Source organism: Mesorhizobium sp. WSM3868 (genome assembly GCF_002294785.1).
Classification (GTDB): Bacteria; Pseudomonadota; Alphaproteobacteria; order Rhizobiales; family Rhizobiaceae; genus Mesorhizobium.
Window position 1 is genome coordinate 116,521 of sequence record NZ_NSGB01000003.1, and the last position, 19,464, is coordinate 135,984.

14 protein-coding genes are annotated in these 19,464 nt (G+C 63.9%); 10 read left to right on the top strand and 4 right to left on the bottom strand.

Annotation, left to right across the window (positions count from 1 at the left end):
• Positions 1 to 33: 33 nt before the first annotated feature.
• The 3 genes from CK221_RS06810 to CK221_RS06820 all read right to left on the bottom strand — a co-directional run bounded on the left by CK221_RS06810 (position 34) and on the right by CK221_RS06820 (position 2,972).
• Complete coding sequence (locus CK221_RS06810) at positions 34 to 804, bottom strand: helix-turn-helix transcriptional regulator (protein WP_067326107.1); 771 nt, start codon at positions 802 to 804, stop codon at positions 34 to 36.
• Entirely contained in the window at positions 801 to 1,511 is a 711-nt protein-coding gene (locus CK221_RS06815; protein WP_095777177.1) for a helix-turn-helix transcriptional regulator, read from the bottom strand. Before CK221_RS06815 ends, CK221_RS06810 begins: the two co-directional genes overlap by 4 nt.
• A gap of 429 nt (positions 1,512 to 1,940) precedes the next feature.
• Positions 1,941 to 2,972 (bottom strand): histone deacetylase family protein, encoded by a 1,032-nt coding sequence (locus tag CK221_RS06820; RefSeq protein ID WP_095777178.1) that lies wholly within the window; start codon positions 2,970 to 2,972, stop codon positions 1,941 to 1,943.
• Between the two features lie 168 nt (positions 2,973 to 3,140).
• On the opposite strand from CK221_RS06820, the gene CK221_RS06825 reads away from it, so the two are divergent.
• From CK221_RS06825 to CK221_RS06860, 8 genes are all read left to right on the top strand, one after another.
• A complete protein-coding gene (locus CK221_RS06825; RefSeq protein ID WP_067002731.1) occupies positions 3,141 to 4,799 on the top strand; it encodes an amidohydrolase in 1,659 nt (552 codons plus the stop codon).
• A gap of 143 nt (positions 4,800 to 4,942) precedes the next feature.
• Positions 4,943 to 6,043 (top strand): ABC transporter ATP-binding protein, encoded by a 1,101-nt coding sequence (locus CK221_RS06830; protein ID WP_095777179.1) that lies wholly within the window; start codon positions 4,943 to 4,945, stop codon positions 6,041 to 6,043.
• The gene (locus CK221_RS06835) at positions 6,043 to 6,990 is read left to right on the top strand and encodes an ABC transporter permease (protein ID WP_082953946.1); all 948 of its coding nucleotides are present in this window, start codon (positions 6,043 to 6,045) and stop codon (positions 6,988 to 6,990) included. Before CK221_RS06830 ends, CK221_RS06835 begins: the two co-directional genes overlap by 1 nt.
• The gene (locus CK221_RS06840) at positions 6,983 to 7,795 is read left to right on the top strand and encodes an ABC transporter permease (protein ID WP_095777180.1); all 813 of its coding nucleotides are present in this window, start codon (positions 6,983 to 6,985) and stop codon (positions 7,793 to 7,795) included. Before CK221_RS06835 ends, CK221_RS06840 begins: the two co-directional genes overlap by 8 nt.
• A gap of 47 nt (positions 7,796 to 7,842) precedes the next feature.
• Positions 7,843 to 8,871: an extracellular solute-binding protein gene (locus CK221_RS06845; RefSeq protein ID WP_176477866.1), complete on the top strand. Its 1,029-nt coding sequence runs from the start codon at positions 7,843 to 7,845 to the stop codon at positions 8,869 to 8,871.
• Positions 8,872 to 8,936: 65 nt separating this feature from the next.
• Positions 8,937 to 10,133 (top strand): serine hydrolase, encoded by a 1,197-nt coding sequence (locus CK221_RS06850; RefSeq protein ID WP_095777182.1) that lies wholly within the window; start codon positions 8,937 to 8,939, stop codon positions 10,131 to 10,133.
• A 30-nt stretch (positions 10,134 to 10,163) separates the two neighbouring features.
• Entirely contained in the window at positions 10,164 to 11,342 is a 1,179-nt protein-coding gene (locus CK221_RS06855) for a serine hydrolase (protein WP_095777363.1), read from the top strand.
• Positions 11,343 to 11,465: 123 nt separating this feature from the next.
• Complete coding sequence (locus CK221_RS06860) at positions 11,466 to 13,787, top strand: Tex family protein (protein ID WP_095777183.1); 2,322 nt, start codon at positions 11,466 to 11,468, stop codon at positions 13,785 to 13,787.
• Here CK221_RS06860 and CK221_RS06865 read toward each other — a convergent pair whose 3' ends face one another.
• Positions 13,788 to 14,699 (bottom strand): LysR family transcriptional regulator, encoded by a 912-nt coding sequence (locus CK221_RS06865; RefSeq protein WP_095777184.1) that lies wholly within the window; start codon positions 14,697 to 14,699, stop codon positions 13,788 to 13,790.
• Between the two features lie 106 nt (positions 14,700 to 14,805).
• On the opposite strand from CK221_RS06865, the gene CK221_RS06870 reads away from it, so the two are divergent.
• Together CK221_RS06870 and CK221_RS06875 are read left to right on the top strand one after the other, a co-directional pair.
• Positions 14,806 to 15,996, top strand: a complete 1,191-nt coding sequence (locus CK221_RS06870; RefSeq protein WP_067002729.1) for an acyl-CoA dehydrogenase — start codon at positions 14,806 to 14,808, stop codon at positions 15,994 to 15,996.
• A gap of 105 nt (positions 15,997 to 16,101) precedes the next feature.
• Positions 16,102 to 19,461, top strand: coding sequence for a transglutaminase family protein (locus tag CK221_RS06875; RefSeq protein ID WP_095777185.1), 3,360 nt, complete (start codon positions 16,102 to 16,104; stop codon positions 19,459 to 19,461).
• Positions 19,462 to 19,464 lie beyond the last annotated feature (3 nt).

A 19,464-nucleotide genomic window follows, 5' to 3' on the forward strand; every position in this document is an offset into this window, starting at 1 on the left:
ATGTTTCAGGTCTCGGCGCCTGGCCTGGGCGAGCTACTCGATCAGGCCAAGGCGCAGCGCCTTCGCGACCGCCTGGTTGCGGTTGACAGCGTTGAGCTTCTGCGTCGACTGGGTGAGATACTGGTTGGCGGTGTGCACCGACAGTTTCAGGAGCTTCGCGATCTCCTCGCTGGTGTTGCCGTTGGCGGTCAGCTTCAGGCATTCGAGTTCGCGCTTGGAAATGGCGCGCGTCCTGCCGGTTTCGCTTGGACGGATGCGGGCAACCGACGCAAACAGGGCAAAGCAGCGCGCGTGGATTTCACATAGCGTGTCGTCCGAAAGGGTCATATCCGGCCCCAGGAAGACGACAAGCCCGCACTGGCCGCGCTCCGCATGCACCGGAAAGGCGATGCCGTCGGTGCCGGGCGCGAGCGGCGCGGTCGGTTCGGACCATGCCAGGCTCTCCAACCTCTGCTGCGAAACGGCCATGCCGCTGTCGGCCCACCAGCGCGGCGTCGTCGAGATGCGGCTGTGGCGCACCATTTCCTCGCCGCTGGCGCCCGAGATGAATTTGGTGGTGAGGCCGGTCGACGGATAATCCGAATCGAAGCAGGCGACCAGGCGCGCTCGCTCCAGCGAGGGGCTGACGAAGAACAGTCCGAAACCAGAAGCGTTGATATCGACCGCGATCCAGCGGCAGCGGCGCACGGCGTCCGGAATGGTCACCGCGTGATGCGTCTCCGATCCGAGCGAGAAGGCGCCGAACGGATTGCGCTGCTCGTTGAAAAGGGCGGCAGCGGCCTCTTTGATCTGTGCGTGCTTCAAATGATGCCGCTCCTGATAGCGGTCGCAATCGCCATCGCGCGGTTCGAAGCCGCGAATTTCTGGATGGCATGCGTGATGTAGCTGTTGACGGTGTTCGACGAGACGCCAAGGATGAGGGCCACCTCGTCGGTGGTCTTGCCCTCCGATACCCAGAACAGGCATTCGCGCTCGCGGTCCGACAGCGGATCCTGCATGGATGCCGCGGCGATCAATTGCGGGATGCTGGATAACGCGTAGCAGCATTTCAACTGCGCCTTCATCAAGGCCGTAAGGTCGATCTTGGCGGGCTCGGCGGCGGAAAACAGCACGAAAAGGCGCTGGCGGCCGACATTCAACCTCAGCGAATAGATCTCGGCGTGGCCGAGCACATCGAGCAGCCGCGCTTCCTCGCCGCTCAGTAGCGCGCCGGCGTCGGGCGCATGCGCCGCGACCAATGGCTTGGGGCGCACGCCCGGCGCTGCCGTCAGCGGGCCGAGCGCGAGATTGGCAATCAGCCGCTTGCCGATCAGCTCGATGGCGTCGAAAATCCAGTTCGACGACACGATACGCGCGTCGTTTCGATCCTGATCGTGCACCATGGCGACCAACATATAGCTGTCGGCGCCGATATCGGCTGAAAGCTGCATGAAGAAACTGGTGAGATCGCCGCGCGACGCCAGGCGCGAGCCTGAAGCATCGGAATGAAGAAGCGCGGCGGGACTGCTCATTTTGATATTCTGACCGGAATCGATCCTTGCGCCCGGTGCTGGCATTGGCCAGCGCTCGGACCCGAAACGCGTCACGTTTACGAAGACACACCCACGGGCGCGCACAGCGCCCAACCGAGCCGAATCCTTACAGGGAACGCGAAGCCGTCCGCGTCTGGTACCGGCAGGACGCCGGAACTTGAGACTTTGGGTGGTCGCCGCGCCCCCCGTGGACCGGCTGATTCGGGTCTAATCTACCCGCAGATGAATCCGACATCAAACGCGATTTGACAAAATCGAATCCGCTGGACTCGTGTTGCGACTCAGCGGCTGCTCATCGCGTTGCTTGTGGGTGGCTTCAGAGCTGCATCGAGCCGATGATTTCCCGGTGAAATCGAAAAAATAACGCTCCGTTGCAGGCGGAAGCGCGTCCTTTCAATCAGATATGGCTCAGCGGTCCTCGAAGCCGGTCAGCACGCCGACGGCGTTGATGCCGATTTCCTCAACCGCGTAGCCGCCTTCCATGACGAACAGCGTCGGCAGGCCGAGCTTGGCGATGCGGCGGCCGATCTTGGGATAGTCTTCGCTCTTCAGCTTGAACTGGCTGATCGGATCCTTCTCGAAGGTGTCGACGCCGAGCGAGACCACGACCACGTCCGGCGCATAGGCGGCAAGCTTGGTGCAGGCGTCTTCCAGCGCCGCGTTCCAGCCGTCCCAGTCGGTGCCGAAGGGCATCGGGTAGTTGATGTTGAAGCCTTCGCCTTCATCCTCGCCGCGCTCGTCGGCATGGCCGAGGAAGAAGGGGTACTCGACCATCGGATCGCCATGCAGGTTGAGCACCTGGACGTCGCCGCGGCGATAGAAAATCTCCTGCGTGCCATTGCCGTGGTGGTAATCGACATCGAGGATCGAGACACGGCTTGCGCCCTGGTCGCGGAACCATTGCGCGACGACGGCGGCGTTGTTGATGAAGCAGTAGCCGCCCATGAAGGCAGCGCCGGCGTGGTGGCCGGGCGGGCGGCAGAGCGCGAAGGCGGTCCGCTCGCCGCCCTTGACCAGGGCGGCCGCCGTCAGCGCGACGTCATAGGATGACTTGATCGCCTTCCATGTGCCTTCGACGAAAGTGGCGCCGGCATCGAAGGAATAGTAGCCGAGCAGGGCGTCGATGCGCTTCGGCGGGACATCGCCGCGCAGGCCGCGCGTCGGCCAGGTGAAGCCCATGGCCGAGCCCTTGAAGCCGGCGGCGACCCATTCCGGCCAAACCGTCGGCAGGAAATCGATGTAGTGCGCTTCATGCACGCGCTTGGCGGCGGCGAGGTCGTGCTCGACCGGCCCGATGATCGGCCCCAGTTTCTCGCTTTCCACCCTTGCCTTGATGAATTCGGCCCGCGAGGGCTTCTCGAAACCCGGCACGATCGCCGAGGTGACCAATTCCATCTGGCCGGCGTGACCGGCGTGAAGCGGTGAAAAAACTGTCTTCATTTTGGGAGTTGGCTCGCTGTTCGAGTTCTGGTTACGGGGCTTCAAACAGCTTTGTGGCAGAGAGTTCCGGCGCCGCCAAGGGGCATTTCAGTTTGTCGTTCGGGCCAGCATGGGACGGCTTGCCAGACGCCAATACTCTGCTAGCCTAGGCACAAATGGGAGAAAAGGATGCCGCAAACGGCCGATCTTATCGTCGAGAACGCCAGCATATTGACGATGGATCCGGATACCCCCGCCGCCCAGGCCATTGCCATCAAAGGTGATAAGATAATTGCGATCGCAGATCGCGATAGCGTCCGCGACTGCAAAGGCCCTGCCACTCGTGTCGTCGATGCTCAGGGCGGCTCCGTCCTGCCGGGCTTCATCGAAGCGCACATGCATTTGTTCGGCGGCGCGGCCGAGCTCGACAATCTGCATCTGGCAGGCGTGCAGGGCTTCGACGCGCTTCGCGACGCGATCCGGGGCTTTGCGGCGAAGCGTCCGAAAGCCGGGCTGCTGCTCGGCGCCGGTGTAGACTATGCGATCCTGCCCGAGCCGGTGACCCGCCATCACCTCGACCGTATCATTCCCGACCGGCCCTTCGCCATGTCGGCCTCCGACCATCACACGATGTGGGCGAACACCAAGGCGCTGGAAGAGGCCGGCCTGCTGCATGGCAAGCAGGTGGGACCAGGCAACGAAATCGTCATGGGCGCGGACGGACTTGCCGCCGGCGAGTTGCGCGAAGGCGAGGCGTTCGGTCCCGTGCTCGACCATTTCGGCGCGAACCGGACACGGCTCGGCCTCGAAGGTGCGGAGCCGGATCCCTATCCGTCGGCAGCGGAGCTTGCCGCCGACGGCGATCTCATGCACCGCGGGCTCGAGTGGTGCGCAAAGCACGGCATCACTTCGATCCAGAACATGGACGGCAACCTCTACCAGCTCGAGCTGCTCGCCGGGCTGCAAGAGGAAGGACGGCTCATCTGCCGCACCAAGATCCCGTTCCACTTCAAGAATTTCATGAAGCTGGACATGCTGGAAAAAGCCTCGCGCATGGCGGCGGCGTACAATTCCGAGTGGCTGTCGTCCGGCATGGTCAAGGTCTTCTACGACGGGGTGCTGGATTCCTGGACCGCGGTGATGGTCGACGATTATGCCGACCGTCCGGGCTGGCGCGGCGAGCCGCTTTTTTCCCCCGAGCATTTCGCCGAGGTTGCGGCCGAAGCCGACAGGCGCGGCCTGCAGATCGCCGTTCATTCGATCGGAGACGGAGCGGTGCGCGCCGTGCTCGACGGTTACCAGGCGGCAGTGAAGAAAAACGGCAGGCGCGACAGCCGGCACCGCATCGAGCACATCGAAGTAATCACCCCGTCCGATGTGCCGCGTTTCGCCGAGTTCGGCGTGCTCGCCTCGATGCAGCCGCCGCATCCGCCGGGCGCGATGAATTTCCCGCTGGAGCCGACGATCTCGCGCATCGGCCGCGATAAGTGGCCGCTGAGCTATGCCTGGCGCACCTTGAAGAATGCCGGCGCGCGGGTCGTCTTCGCATCCGACTGGCCGGTCTCGCCGGTTGACCCGATCCTGGGCATCCAGGCGGCGGTGATGCGCAAACCTTGGGCAGAAGGCCTGCCGGACCAGAGCTTCTCGCTGCATGAAGCGATTGCCGGCTACACGGTCGAAGGCGCCTATGCCGAGTTCATGGAACACCGCAAGGGGCGCCTGAAGCCCGGATACCTCGCCGATATCGTGGTTTTGTCGGCCGATATCGAGAAGACGGCGCCGGAGGCGCTGCACACCGTGCGGCCGGTTACCACCATCTGTGGCGGCAAGATCACTTTCCAAGCTTAGGATTGTCCAGGCCTGAGGCTGGCATGGGTATTGCGTTAAAAAAACGAGTAGCAGCTCCGCAGTTGCCAAGCCGGCCGGCTTATGGTGACAATCAAACAGGAACGCACCTGCCGCCAAGAGCAGGCTCTCTCAATGGGGTAATCGTGCCGGAACAACCGGGTAAGAACGCGATCGAAGTTCGCGGCGTAAGCAAAGTTTTTGGAACCGGTGAAAACCAGGTAGCGGCTCTCGACACGGTGTCCGTCTCGATCCGCGAGAACGAGTTTTTCACGCTGCTCGGCCCGTCCGGATGCGGAAAGACGACGCTTTTGAGACTGATTGCCGGCTTCGATTTCCCAAGCGCCGGCGAAATCCTGCTGCACGGCCATGACATAGCGCCGCTGCCGCCGTTCAAGCGACCCGTCAACACCGTCTTCCAGAGCTACGCGCTGTTCCCGCATATGACGGTGGCGCAGAACATCGGCTTCGGTCTGGAGATGCTCGGCAAGCCCAAGGGCGAAATCGAGGCACGCGTCGCTCAGATGCTGAAACTGGTCAAGATGGAGGCGCTCAAGGCGCGCCGCACCAGCCAGATCTCGGGCGGCCAGCAGCAGCGCGTGGCGCTCGCCCGGGCGCTCGCGCCACAGCCGAAGGTGCTCTTGCTCGACGAGCCGCTCTCGGCGCTCGACTACAAGCTGCGCAAGGAGATGCAGATCGAACTGAAGCGTCTGCAGCACGAGACCGGCATCACCTTCATCTTCGTCACTCACGACCAGGAAGAAGCGCTGACCATGTCCGACCGCATCGCGGTGATGTCGGCCGGCAAGATCCTCCAGGTCGGCACGCCGCGCGACATCTATGATCGCCCCGCCGAGCGCTTCGTCGCCGACTTCATCGGCGAGACGAATTTCTTGGCCGGCACGGTGGTTTCGAAGAAGCCAGGGATGGCGACGGTCAAATTCGCCAGCAACGCGACGATCGCCGCCGGCTATCCGGAGGGCTTCGATCCGACAGGCGAGGTGACGCTGGTGGTGCGCCCCGAGCATGCCGACCTGGTGCCCGATCCGGCCAAGGGCACGATCGCTGGCACGCTCTCCAACATCGTCTATTTCGGCACCGATACGCATTACCACGTGAGGCTCGATGGCGGTGAAAACTTCATCGTGCGCCATCAGAACAGCCGCTCGTCTCCGGTGACCTACGAGACCGGCGCCAAGGTCGGCATCCAGTTCGAGGAGGGCGCCGCGCGCGTCCTGAAAGACTGATGACGACAGCCACGCTCTCCCCGACCATGCCTTCCAAGGCCGCGTTGTTCGAAGCCCAGGCGGTGAAAGCCGGCGCGCGACGCAACCGCCTGCTGTCGCTGCCGGCGCTGCTCATCATCGGCATTTTCGGCGTGCTGCCGCTTTTGATCATCTGCGTCTATTCGTTTCTGGCCGCCGCGCCCTATGGCGGCGTGCAGTGGCGGTTCTCGACCGACGCCTATCTGAACTTCCTGTTCCAGCGCGACATCTTCGACGACACCCTCCAGTTCACGCCGGACTTCCTGATCATCTATCTGCGCTCGTTCCTGTTCGCGGTGGTGACGACGATTATCTGCCTGCTGCTTGGATTTCCGACGGCCTATTTCATGGCGACGCGACCGCCGGCGCAACGCAACTGGTGGGTGCTTCTGATCACCATCCCGTTCTGGTCGAACCTTTTGGTCCGCACGCTGGCGATCATGTTCATCATCCGCGACGAAGGGCTGATCAACAACGCGCTGCTGGGGCTCGGCGTGATCGATAAGCCGATCACCATGCTCTACACCAATTTCGCCATCCAGCTCGGCCTGCTCTATGCTTTCCTGCCGTTCATGGTGCTGCCGCTCTATTCAAGCCTGGAGAAGCTCGATTTCCGGCTGATCGAGGCGGCCTACGACCTCTACGCGACGCGCCGCCAGGTGCTGTGGCGGGTGATCATCCCGCTGTCGAAGCCGGGCATCATCGCCGGCTGCCTGCTCGTCTTCATCCCGGCGCTCGGCGCCTACGTGACGCCGCTGATACTCGGCGGCGGCGTCCACCTGATGATCGGCGATCTCATCGCCCAGCAATTCGGATCGGGGCGCAACTGGCCGCTCGGCTGCGCGCAGGCGCTGATCCTGATGGCCGCGGTGTTGGTGGCGCTGTTCTTCTACGTCCGCAACACGTCGGGGAAGGTGCAGCATGGCTGAGCCCCGCAGCATCGACATCAAGGAGCAGCCGGGCTTCCGCTCGATTGCTGTCATCTGCCTGCTGGTGCTCTACGTGCCGGTGCTGATCCTGATGATCTTCTCGCTAAACAGCGGCTCGCTGGTCACGCATTGGGAGGGCGTCACGCTCGGCTGGTACGGCAGCGCGTTGCGCAACGAGGAATTCCACAACGCTGCCCGCAACACGCTGATCATCTCGATCAGCGCCACGATAATCTCTACCGTGTGCGCGACGCTCGCGGCGATCGGCATGACAAGAGTGAAGCCGTGGCGCGGGCTGGCGGCGGCCTTCATGGTCATCAATCTGCCGCTGATGGTGCCGGAAATCATCACGGCGGTGGCGACGCTCTCCTTCTTCGCGCTGATCGCCGGCACGTTCGGGCTGAATTTCGGCATCGGCAATCTGATCCTCGCCCACACCGTGTTCTGCATTCCGTTCGCCTACATGCCGATCCGGGCGCGGCTGGAAGACATGGACCTGACGCTGGAATATGCCGCCGCAGACCTCTACGCGACGCCGTGGAAGGCCTTCAAGCGCATCACGCTGCCGTTGCTTGTTCCCGGCATCATGTCGGGCGCAGCACTCGCCTTCATCGTCTCATTCGACGATTTCACCATCACCCAGCTCGTCGCCGGCCCCGGCCAGACGACTTTGCCCCTCTATATCTGGAACCAGATCCGGCGGCCGATGACGCCGGAGATCAACGCCATCTCCACCATCCTGCTTTTGGTGTCGATCCTGTTCGTCTCGGTCTCGTTCCTGATCGCGCGCAGACGCGCCAAATGATCCGTGAGCTCCAACACAAAACAATGGGAAGGCAAGGAGAACATTAAATGTCTGGAAAACTGATGGCGGCCGTTTCCGCGGCCGTGCTGTTATGGGCCGTTCCGGCGCTCGCCGACGGCGAATTGCATATCTACAACTGGGGCGACTACACCAACCCCAAGCTGATCGAGAAGTTCGAAAAGCAGTACAACGTCAAGGTGACGCTGGACGACTACGATTCCAACGAAACCATGCTGTCCAAGGTGCGCGCCGGCAATTCCGGCTACGACATCGTCGTGCCGTCCGACTACACCGTGAAGATCATGATCGAGGAGGGCCTGCTCGAAAAGACCGAGCCCAACGCGATGCCGAACGGCAAGAACATCGATCCGCGCTTCCTCAATATCTACTGGGACTCCGGACGCCATTACACCGCGCCGTGGCAATTCGGCACGACGGCGTTCTCCGTCAATACGGATAAGTTCAAGGGCGACATCAACACGCTGGCCATCCTGTTCAACCCGCCGGACGAACTGAAGGGCCAGATCAACGTGCTCGACGACGTTAACACCGTCATGCACGCGGCCGAGCGCTATGCCGGCGTGCCGCGCTGCGGCGCAGACAAGGCCAGCCTGAAAAAGATCAACGATATACTGATGGCCGCCAAGCCGTCATGGAAGACGTTCAGCTACGACACGATCACCAAGATCACTTCCGGCGACGTGATCGTGACAGAACAGTGGAATGGTGCGGCTTACCGCTCGCGTCAGAAGATCCCGGCGATCAAATATGCCTATCCGAAGGAAGGCATCGAGGGCTGGATGGACAATGTCGCCGTGCTGAAGGGCGCCAAGAACCTGGAGAACGCCAAGCTCTTCCAGGATTTCGTCATGGCGCCTGAGAACGCGGCGCTGATCTCCGAGTATGCCGGTTACGACAACGGCATCGCCGGCAGCCACAAATTTCTGCCGGCAGAGTTCGCCAACTCGCCGGAAATCAGCCCGCCGGCCGGCTCGCCGACGCCGGAATTCGTGCCGCCGTGCCCGCCAGATGTGGTGGAGATCTACAACAAGATCTGGACCAACCTGCGCAAGTAACTGAGCGGGAACGCATGAAGGGAGGGGAGGCTCCGGCCTCCCTTTCTTATGTGCAGGGAGGATTGATGGCATCTTACCGCAACTCCGATCCGCGGCCGCCGATCATGCAGGGCTCGCCGCCGGCCATGGCTCTGCCGAAGCTCGACTGGGATCGGCCACCGTGGAACCGCTGGGCCTTCCAGCACGTGCGTGAGTTTTTGCCGACCGTCGAGGTCTGGCGCGGCCAAGGTCATCGCCGTCGGCTCGATCGCGCCGAGGTCGATCTCGATGACCTGGCGGTGGCGGATAGCGAGGGCCGGCCGACAACGCTCGCCGGCCTGCTCGACGAGACCTACACGGACGGTTTCCTGGTGTTGAAGGACGGCACGGTCGCCTATGAGCGCTACTTCAACGGCATGAACGAGCGCACGCTGCATCTGTCGCAGTCTATGGCAAAGTCGGTCACGGGATCGGTGTTCGGCATCTTGGTCGGGCGCGGCCTGATAGACCCGGCCAGGCTGGTGACGGATTATCTTCCGGAGCTCGGCGAGACCGCCTGGGCCGGAGCCACCGTGCAGCAAGTGCTCGACATGACGACCGGCGTTCGCTTCTCGGAAGAGTACACCGATCGCTATTCCGAGATCGGCCAGGTCGATGTCGCCACCGGCTGGAAGCCGATACCGCCGGGCAGCGATCCTGATTTCCGGTGGCCCGCACATCTGTTCGATCTGATCCTGCGGCTGAAGGACAAGGTGCGCGAACATGGCGAGGCCTTCGAATACCGCTCAATCGAGACCGATGTGCTTGCCTTCATCATGGAGCGGGTGAGCGGCAAGCGCCTGGCGCAGCTGGTCTCGGAAGAACTCTGGCAAAAGCTCGGCGCCGACGAGAGCGCCTGTTTCACCGTCGACAGCGCCGGCTATGCGCTGGCCGATGGCGGCTTCAACGCGACGCTGCGCGATTATGGCCGCTTCGGCCAGTTGATCCTCGACAATGGCGGCGGAGTCATCCCTGCCGAGTGGATCGAAACGACGCGTAACGGCAAGCACGGACCGGATTTCAGCCCGAGCCTTCCGGACGGCAGCTACCGCAATCAGTTCTGGATCGAGGATCCACGCTCTCGCGCACTGATGTGCAAGGGCGTGTTCGGCCAGATGATCCATATCAGCTGGGAGCACAGGATGGTCGTCGTGAAGCTTTCGACCTATCCGGATTTCCTCAACGCCGCCTATTCGGTGGCGACGCTTAAGGCCGTGCACGCCGTAGCCGCCGCGCTAGGCTGAAAGTCAGAAATGGACGACCGGGAGACAATCGTGACCGGCAACATCGCGTTCGAGACCAGATACGGCTTTTCCCGCAAGGATGTGCGGCTCGACAATTGGCGGCTGAGGCCGTTCTGTCAATGGTCGTTCCAGAATGTCGGCGAACTGGTGCCGAGCGTCCACGTTGCCGCCGCGTCCGGCGGCGAGGAACAGGTGAAATCGCTCGGCGCGCTGCTCGAGGAGAAAGTCACCTTGGCTGGCGGCGCCGAAACAGTCGAAGCATTCCTGAAGCGCTCCGACACTGACGGGCTGACGATCCTGAAGGGCGGCAGGCTGGTCGGCGATTGGTCGGCCCCGCATATGGCGTTCGGTCAGCGCCACATCATCTTTTCGATCAGCAAGTCGATGACGGCGATCCTCGCCGGCATCCTGCAAGGCGAGGGGGTGTTCGACCCGGAAGCGCCGGTGACAGAGTACATCCCCGAAGCCAAGGGCTCGGCCTATGGCGATGCGAGCGTGCGCAATGTGCTCGACATGACGGTCAGCCTCGACTTCGAGGAGGCCTATCTCGATCCGGAAAGCGCCTTCGCCCGCTATCGCCGCGCGACACTGTGGAATCCGGGCGGCGGGTCGGAAAGCCTCGCTGCGTTTCTGTTGACGTTACCGCGCCTCGCCGAGCCGCATGGGCAGACCTACCGTTATCGCTCACCCAATTCGGATTTGCTGGGCATCCTGGTGGAGCGGGCATCCGGCAAACGCGTCAGCGACTTGCTCAGCGAGAAACTGTGGCTGCCGCTGGGCGCCGCGAGCGAGATGTCGGTGACGGTCGACATGGAAGGCACGGCGCGTACCGCCGGCGGCATGTCGATGACGCCGCGCGACCTTGCCCGCATCGGCGAGATGATGCGCCAGGGCGGCACGGCCAATGGCCGCCGCATCGTGCCGGAGGCCTGGGTGCGCGACACGGTTGCCAGCGGCGGCAGCCATGAAGCCTGGCGGCGCGGTACGATGGTGTTCCTCTTCCCCAAGGGCCGCTACCGCAACAAATGGTACCAGATGGGCACGCCAAGCGGCGCCTTCTGCGGCATCGGCATTCACGGCCAGTGGATCTACGTCAACGCGAGCGACGAGGTGGTCATCGCCAAGATGTCGTCGCAGCCGGAACCGGTCGACGATCAGCTTGATCTCGATGTCGTCGCCTTCTTCGAGGCCCTGAGCCGGATGGTTTGAGCCGTTCGGCTGGTCTTTCCTCGCAGCTCTTTCCTGTGGAGCTTTCCTGTCGGGTGGAGACAGCGCGGTTGGCGCAGCCGTCGTCCCGGCCTATTGTCGCCGCTCTTTTCGGCAGGAACCAGCATGGCATCGGACATCAAGCGCATCGCAGCAATCATCGCGGCCGAGATCGGCTCGCGGCCGGAGCAGGCGGCAGCCGCAATCGGGCTGCTGGACGAGGGCGCAACGGTGCCTTTCGTGGCGCGCTACCGCAAGGAGGTCACCGGAGGCCTCGACGACACGCAGTTGCGCGACCTTTCCGAGCGGCTTGCCTATCTGCGCGAGCTCGATGCGCGCCGCGACACCATCCTCGGTTCGATCCGTGAGCAGGGCAAGCTGACCGAGGACCTCGAGGCAAAAATCGCGGCGGCGACCACCAAGGCCGAGCTCGAAGACATCTACTTGCCATACAAGCCGAAGCGCCGCACCAAGGCCGAGATCGCCAGGGAACGTGGACTGGGGCCGCTGGCCGAGGCGATCCTCGCCGACCGTTCGGCGGTGCCTGCCGAACGCGCGCTAGCCTATCTCACAAACGAGGTTCCCGACGCCAAGGCGGCGCTCGAAGGCGCACGCGACATCCTGTCCGAACAGTTCGCCGAGAATGCCGATCTGGTCGGCAAGCTGCGCGCCTATATGAAGGAGCGCGCCTTCCTGCGCGCCAGGGTCGTCGACGGCAAGCAGGAGGCGGGCGCGAAATTCTCCGACTATTTCGATCATGTCGAGCGCTGGGCGAACGTGCCCAGCCACCGCGCCTTGGCCATGCTGCGTGGCCGCAACGAAGAGGTGCTGTCGCTCGACATCGAAGTCGATGCCGACGATCAATCGCCGGTGAAACCGGTCGAGCGGATGATCGCCAACGCCTATGCGATTGGTAGCACTATGCCGGGCGACCGTTGGCTGACGGAGGTCGCCGGCTGGACCTGGCGGATAAAACTATCACTCCATCTGACGCTTGATTTGATGCGCGACCTGCGAGAGCGGGCCGAGGACGAGGCCATCCATGTCTTTGCCCGCAACCTCAAGGATCTGCTGCTCGCCGCGCCCGCCGGCTCGCGGCCCACGATGGGTCTCGATCCCGGCATCCGTACCGGCGTCAAGGTGGCGGTGGTCGACGGTACCGGCAAGCTGGTGGCGACGACCACCGTCTATCCGTTTCCGCCAAAGAACGATGTGCGCGGCACGCAGGCGGAACTTGCCAGGCTCATTCGCTTCCACAAAGTGGAACTGATCTCGATCGGCAACGGCACCGGCAGCCGCGAGACCGAGAAGCTGGTGGCCGACATGCTCGCCAGCCTGCCGTCCGACGGCGGGCCGAAGCCGATCAAGGTGATCGTCAGCGAAGCCGGCGCGTCGGTCTATTCGGCCTCGGCGACGGCGGCCGCCGAGTTTCCCGACCTCGACGTGTCGCTGCGCGGCGCTGTGTCGATCGCGAGACGCCTGCAGGACCCGCTCGCCGAGCTGGTCAAGATCGAGCCGAAGTCGATCGGCGTCGGCCAGTATCAGCACGATGTCGACCAGTACCGGCTCGGCCGCTCGCTGGAGGCGGTGGTGGAGGATGCGGTCAATGCTGTCGGCGTCGACCTCAACACGGCATCGGCGCCGCTCTTGGCGCGCGTCTCGGGACTGGGGCCATCGCTTGCCGAAGCGATCGTCGCGCATCGCGACGTCGGCGGTCCGTTCGCTACGCGCCGCGATCTGCTGAACGTGGCGCGGCTTGGACCGCGCGCGTTCGAGCAGTGCGCAGGCTTCCTGCGCATCCCGAACGGCTCCGAGCCGCTCGACGCTTCATCCGTGCATCCGGAAGCCTACGGCGTGGCAAAGAAGATCGTCGCCGCCTGCGGCCGCGACGTGCGCGCGCTGATGGGCGACAGTGCCGCGCTCAAGGCACTCGACCCTCGTGTCTTCGTCGACGAGCGCTTCGGCCTGCCGACGGTACGCGACATCATCGCGGAACTGGAAAAGCCCGGACGCGACCCGCGGCCGGGCTTCAAGACTGCGACCTTTGCCGAAGGCGTTGACGACATCAAGGACCTGAAGCCCGGCATGCTGCTCGAAGGCACCGTCACCAATGTCGCCGCCTTCGGCGCCTTCGTGGACATCGGCGTGCACCAGGACGGGCTGGTGCATGTCTCGCAACTGGCCGACCGCTTCATCAAGGACGCGCATGAGGTGGTGAAGGCCGGCGATGTCGTGAAAGTTCGGGTGGTCGATGTCGACATCAAGCGCAATCGCATCGGCCTCTCGATGCGCAAGGATGGCGGCCAGGGTGGGGCGCCTCGGGTCGGCCAGCGCGACAGCGGCGGCGGCAAGCCCGAACCGCGCTCGCCGGCGCCGCAGCGCCAGCCCGAACGGCCGGCGCAGGGTGCGTTCGGCGCGGCGCTCGCCGAGGCGATGAAGCGGAAATAGCTACCACGCCAGAACAGCCGGCTCCTTCTCAACCTGGCCCCGCAGCCAGTCGCGAAAGCTGGCAACCGGCGGATGGCCGCGCTTGGCGTGCGGCACGACGAGATAATAGGCACTGCGGCTCTGCATCGGCTTGCCCGGCGCCGGCACCAACTGGCCGCGCTGCAATTCTCCGGCGATCAGGATCTGCGGCAGCAGCGCCACGCCGAGCCCCGCCAGGCAGGCCTGCGCGACCGTGCCGAACTGCTCGAACTGCATGCCGGGGCCGGTCGGCGCGTCGAGCTCCTGATGCTCGAACCATTCGCTCCAGGCGTCGGGACGCGTTGCCATGTGCAGCAACGGCAGGCGGCCGATATCGGCCGGCGTCGCGACCTTCCGCTGCGCCAGGAATTCGGGCGCGGCGACCGGCATCACGGTCTCGCGCATCAAAGGCGTGCAATCAGCGTCCGGCCAATCAGGCATGCCGTGGTGGATTGCGGCGTCGAGCCGCTCACGCGCGAAGTCGAAGCGGCCAATGCGCGTGGCGAAATTGATCGTGATGTCCGGATGACGGGCGACGAAATCTGGAATGAGCGGCATCAGCCAGCGCGTGCCGAAGGTCGGCAGGATGGCAAGGTTGAGAACACCGCTATGCCGATTGCTCATCAATCCAAGCGCCGCATCGCGCAATTGCGCAAGTGCTGAGCGCACCGCGCCGGCATAGATTTCGCCCGCCGTGGACAGCCTGACATTGCGGCTATCGCGTTCGAAAAGCCGGCGCCCGAACTGCTCTTCCAGCAGATTGATCTGCCGGCTGACGGCACCTTGCGTGAGATCGAGCTCGCGGGCCGCGGCGGTGAAGGAGCCGAGACGCGCCACCGCCTCGAAGGCGGCAAGCGCGCTGATGTTTGGCAAGAGGCGACGCTGGACGTTCATGATCTATTACTATCGCTCATTGATGCTTGATGCAATTTCGTTTGATTTTTTCCAGATGGAGGCGGATAAGCCGGGCCATCCAAGATTTTACCGGGAGACCCACCTCATGGCCGCCGAGAAGAACGCCTTCGTCTGGAACGATCCCTTCCTGATCGAGGACCAGCTTTCCGAAGACGAGCGGATGGTGCGCGACGGCGCAGCGGCGTTCGCCGCCGACAAGCTGGCGCCCCGCATCGAGGAAGCCTATGCCGATGAGAAAACCGATCCCTCGATCTTCCGCGAGATGGGCGAGGCGGGCCTGCTCGGCATCACCATTCCGGAGGAATATGGCGGGCTCGGCGCCAACTACGTCACCTACGGGCTGGTGGCGCGCGAAGTCGAACGCATCGATTCCGGCTATCGCTCGATGATGAGCGTGCAGTCGTCGCTGGTCATGTATCCGATCCATGCCTACGGCTCGGAAGAGCAGCGCAAGAAGTACCTGCCGAAGCTCGCCTCCGGCGAATGGATCGGCTGCTTCGGCCTCACCGAGCCGGATGCCGGCTCCGATCCGGGCGGCATGAAGACACGGGCCGAGAAGACGGCGAACGGCTACAGGCTTTCCGGCTCCAAGATGTGGATTTCCAACGCGCCGATCGCCGACGTCTTCGTCGTCTGGGCAAAGTCGGCCGCGCATGACAACCAGATCCGCGGCTTCGTGCTGGAAAAGGGCCTGAAGGGGCTGTCGGCGCCGAAGATCGGCGGCAAGCTTTCGCTGCGAGCCTCAATCACCGGCGAGGTTGTGATGGAAGGCGTCGAGGTCGGCGAGGAGGCGCTGCTGCCCAATGTCTCGGGCCTGAAGGGACCCTTCGGCTGTCTCAACCGCGCGCGCTACGGCATCTCGTGGGGCGCCATGGGCGCGGCCGAGGATTGCTGGCACCGCGCGCGGCAGTACGGCCTCGACCGCAAGCAGTTCGGCAAGCCGCTCGCCGGCACGCAGCTCTTCCAGAAGAAGCTCGCCGACATGCAGACCGAGATCGCGCTCGGCCTGCAGGGTTCGCTGCGCGTCGGCCGGCTGATGGACGAAGGCAAGATGGCGCCGGAGATGATTTCGATCGTCAAGCGCAACAATTGCGGCAAGGCGCTCGACATCGCCCGCCAGGCTCGCGACATGCATGGCGGCAACGGCATCCAGATCGGCTATCACGTGATGCGTCATGCCCAGAACCTGGAGACGGTCAACACCTATGAGGGCACGCATGACGTGCATGCGCTGATACTGGGTAGGGCGCAGACGGGGCTTCAGGCGTTTTTCTAAGCCGGCAACGCTGCTTAAATTAGGTGCAGCGCAACATCTCTGCTTGGAGAATGCCCAGCACTTATGTCAGGGTTCGGCGATTGAAACGTCGTTCCCCGGGGCACCATGGCAATTCTGGCAGCCGTCCACCACCTGACCCATTACAAATACGACCGGCCGGTCGTTCTCGGCCCTCAGGTGATCAGGCTGCAGCCGGCGCCGCATTCGCGCACCAAGGTGCTCAGCCATTCGCTGAAGGTCGAGCCGAAGAACCATTTCGTCAACCTGCAGCAGGACCCGTACGGCAACTTCCTCGCCCGCTTCGTCTTCCCGGAGCCGGTGACGGAACTGAAGATCCAAGTCGATCTCGTCGCCGATATGACGGTCTATAATCCGTTCGATTTCTTCGTCGAGGAATCAGCCGAGAATTTCCCGTTCGAGTACCCGGAAGAGATCAGGCAAGACGTCGCCATATACCGCACGCCCGAGCCGGCCGGCCCGTTGCTGTCGGCCTTCCTGAAAACCATCGACCGCAGTCCGACAAACACGGTCAACTTCCTGGTCGGCCTCAACGCGCGGCTGCAGCGCGAAATCGCTTATATCGTGCGCATGGAGACCGGCGTCTATTCGCCGGAGGAGACGCTGGCCGCCGGCAAAGGCTCGTGCCGGGATTCAAGCTGGCTGCTGGTGCAGATCCTGCGCAACCTCGGCATCGCAGCGCGTTTTGTCTCCGGTTACCTGATCCAGTTGAAGCCGGACCTCGTCTCGTTGGACGGACCGCCTGGAACCTCGGTCGATTTCACCGACCTGCACGCCTGGTGCGAAGTCTATATTCCGGGCGCCGGCTGGATCGGTTTCGACCCGACTTCCGGTTTGCTCACCGGCGAAAGCCATGTGCCTCTGGCGGCGACGCCGCACTTCCGCAATGCCGCGCCGATCTCCGGCATGGCGAGCTTCGCCAATGTCGATTTCGGCTTCGACATGCGCGTCCAGCGCATCGCCGAGCATCCGCGCATCACCAAGCCGTTCTCGGATGAAAGCTGGGAGGCGCTCGACGCCTTGGGCAACAAGGTCGACGCGGTTTTGCGGGAACAGGATGTGCGGCTCACCATGGGCGGCGAGCCGACCTTCGTGTCGATCGATGATTTCGAGGCTGCCGAATGGAACACGGCGGCCGTCGGGCCGACCAAGCGCGACAAGGCGGATCAGCTGGTCCGGCGGCTGCGCGAGCGCTTCGCGCCGGGCGGTTTCCTCCACTACGGGCAAGGCAAGTGGTATCCGGGCGAGAGCCTGCCGCGCTGGACCTTCTCGCTCTTTTGGCGCACCGATGGCGAGCCGGTCTGGCGCGACCCGTCGCTGATCGCGCGCGAAACGAGCACCGTCTCTGTCGGGCCTGAGCAGGCCGCAAGCTTGCTCACGGCGATCGCCGCCGAGCTCGGCATCGACAAGGCGATGGTCGGCGAGGCCTATGAGGATCCGGCCGAATGGCTGCTCAAGGAAGGCAAGCTGCCGGATAATGTCGACCCGTCCAACTCGAAGCTGGAGGATCCGGAAGAGCGCAGCCGCATGGCACGTGTGTTCGAGCGCGGCCTGACCAAGCCGTCAGGCTATGTGCTGCCGGTGCAGCGCTGGAACAGCCAGGCCGCCGGGCAGCGCTGGCGTTCGGAAAAGTGGAAGACGCGGCGCGGCCGGCTGTTCCTGGTGCCGGGCGATTCCCCGGTCGGTTATCGGCTGCCGCTCGGCGCGCTGCCTTACGTGCCGCCGGGGCAATACCCCTATATCGTGCCGGTCGATCCGTCGCTGCCGCGCGCTACGCTGCCGGCGCGCGACGCTCTCTTGCCGGAACCTGCCCCAGCAGAACTTGAGGGCCCCGACGAAATGGCGCGCCGCCAGCTGGCAGCGTCCTTCACCGCGACAACGGGCCAGCAGGACCGCGTCGAGCAGGAGATCACCGAGATCGGCGGTGCGGTGCGCACGGCGCTCACCGTCGAGCCTCGTGACGGGCGGCTCTGCGTGTTCATGCCGCCGGTCGAGGCGCTTGAGGACTATCTTGAGCTGGTGGCGGCGGCCGAGAACGCGGCCAAGGCGATCGGCCTGCCGGTGCATATCGAGGGTTATGGGCCGCCGCACGACCCGCGCCTCAACGTCATCCGCGTGGCGCCCGATCCCGGCGTCATCGAGGTAAACATCCACCCGGCCGCCGACTGGCGGGAATGCGTCGCGACGACCGCGGCGATCTATGAGGAAGCCAGGCAGTCGCGGCTCGGCACCGACAAGTTCATGATCGACGGCCGTCACACCGGCACGGGCGGCGGCAATCATGTCGTTGTCGGCGGCGCGACGCCCAACGATAGTCCGTTCCTGCGCCGGCCGGACCTGTTGAAGAGCCTGGTGCTGCAATGGCAGCGGCACCCATCGCTCTCCTATCTGTTTTCCGGCCTGTTCATCGGCCCCACCAGCCAGGCGCCGCGCATCGACGAGGCACGGCATGATTCCCTCTATGAACTCGAGATCGCGCTGGCCCAGGTGCCGCATCCCGACAAGGGCGAGGCGCCGTTGCCGTGGCTGGTCGACCGGCTGTTCCGCAATCTCTTGACCGACGTGACCGGCAACACGCACCGTTCGGAAATCTGCATCGACAAATTGTTCTCGCCGGACGGTCCGACGGGACGGCTCGGTTTGGTCGAGTTCCGCGGCTTCGAAATGCCACCCAATGCCCGGATGTCGCTCGCCCAGCAATTGCTGGTCCGCGCTATCATCGCGCGGGCTTGGAAGAACCCGCTCGACGGCCGCTTCGCGCGCTGGGGCACGTCGCTGCATGACCGTTTCATGCTGCCGCATTATGTCTGGGCGGATTTCCTCGACGTGCTGGAAGATCTGAAGCTCAACGGCTTCGACTTCCGCCCGGAATGGTTCGCAGCCCAACTCGAATTTCGCTTCCCGTTCTGCGGCGAGGTGCAGCATGGCGGCGTCAAGCTGGAGCTCAGGCAGGCGCTCGAGCCCTGGCATGTGATGGGCGAGCAAGGCGCGATCGGAGGCACCGTCCGCTTCGTCGATTCGTCCATCGAGCGGCTGCAGGTGAGGACGCAAGGCCTCAATCCGGAGCGTCACGCGGTCGTCTGCAACGGCCGCATCGTGCCGATGAAGGCGACCGACAGCAGAGAGGTCGCGGTGGCAGGCGTGCGCTTCAAGGCTTGGCAGCCGGCCTCCGGCCTGCATCCGGCCCTGCCGGTCAACACGCCCCTGGTGTTCGACATCTACGACCGCTGGTCGGGCCGCTCGTTGGGGGGCTGCGTCTATCATGTCGCGCATCCGGGCGGCCGCAACTACGAGACCTTCCCGGTCAACGGCAACGAGGCGGAGGCGCGGCGGCTGGCCCGCTTCGAGCCGCGCGGCCATACGCCGGGTGCCTATGTGCTGCGTGAAGAACAAGGTTCTGAAGAGTTTCCCATGACCCTTGACCTCAGGCGACCGGCGAGATTCTGATCG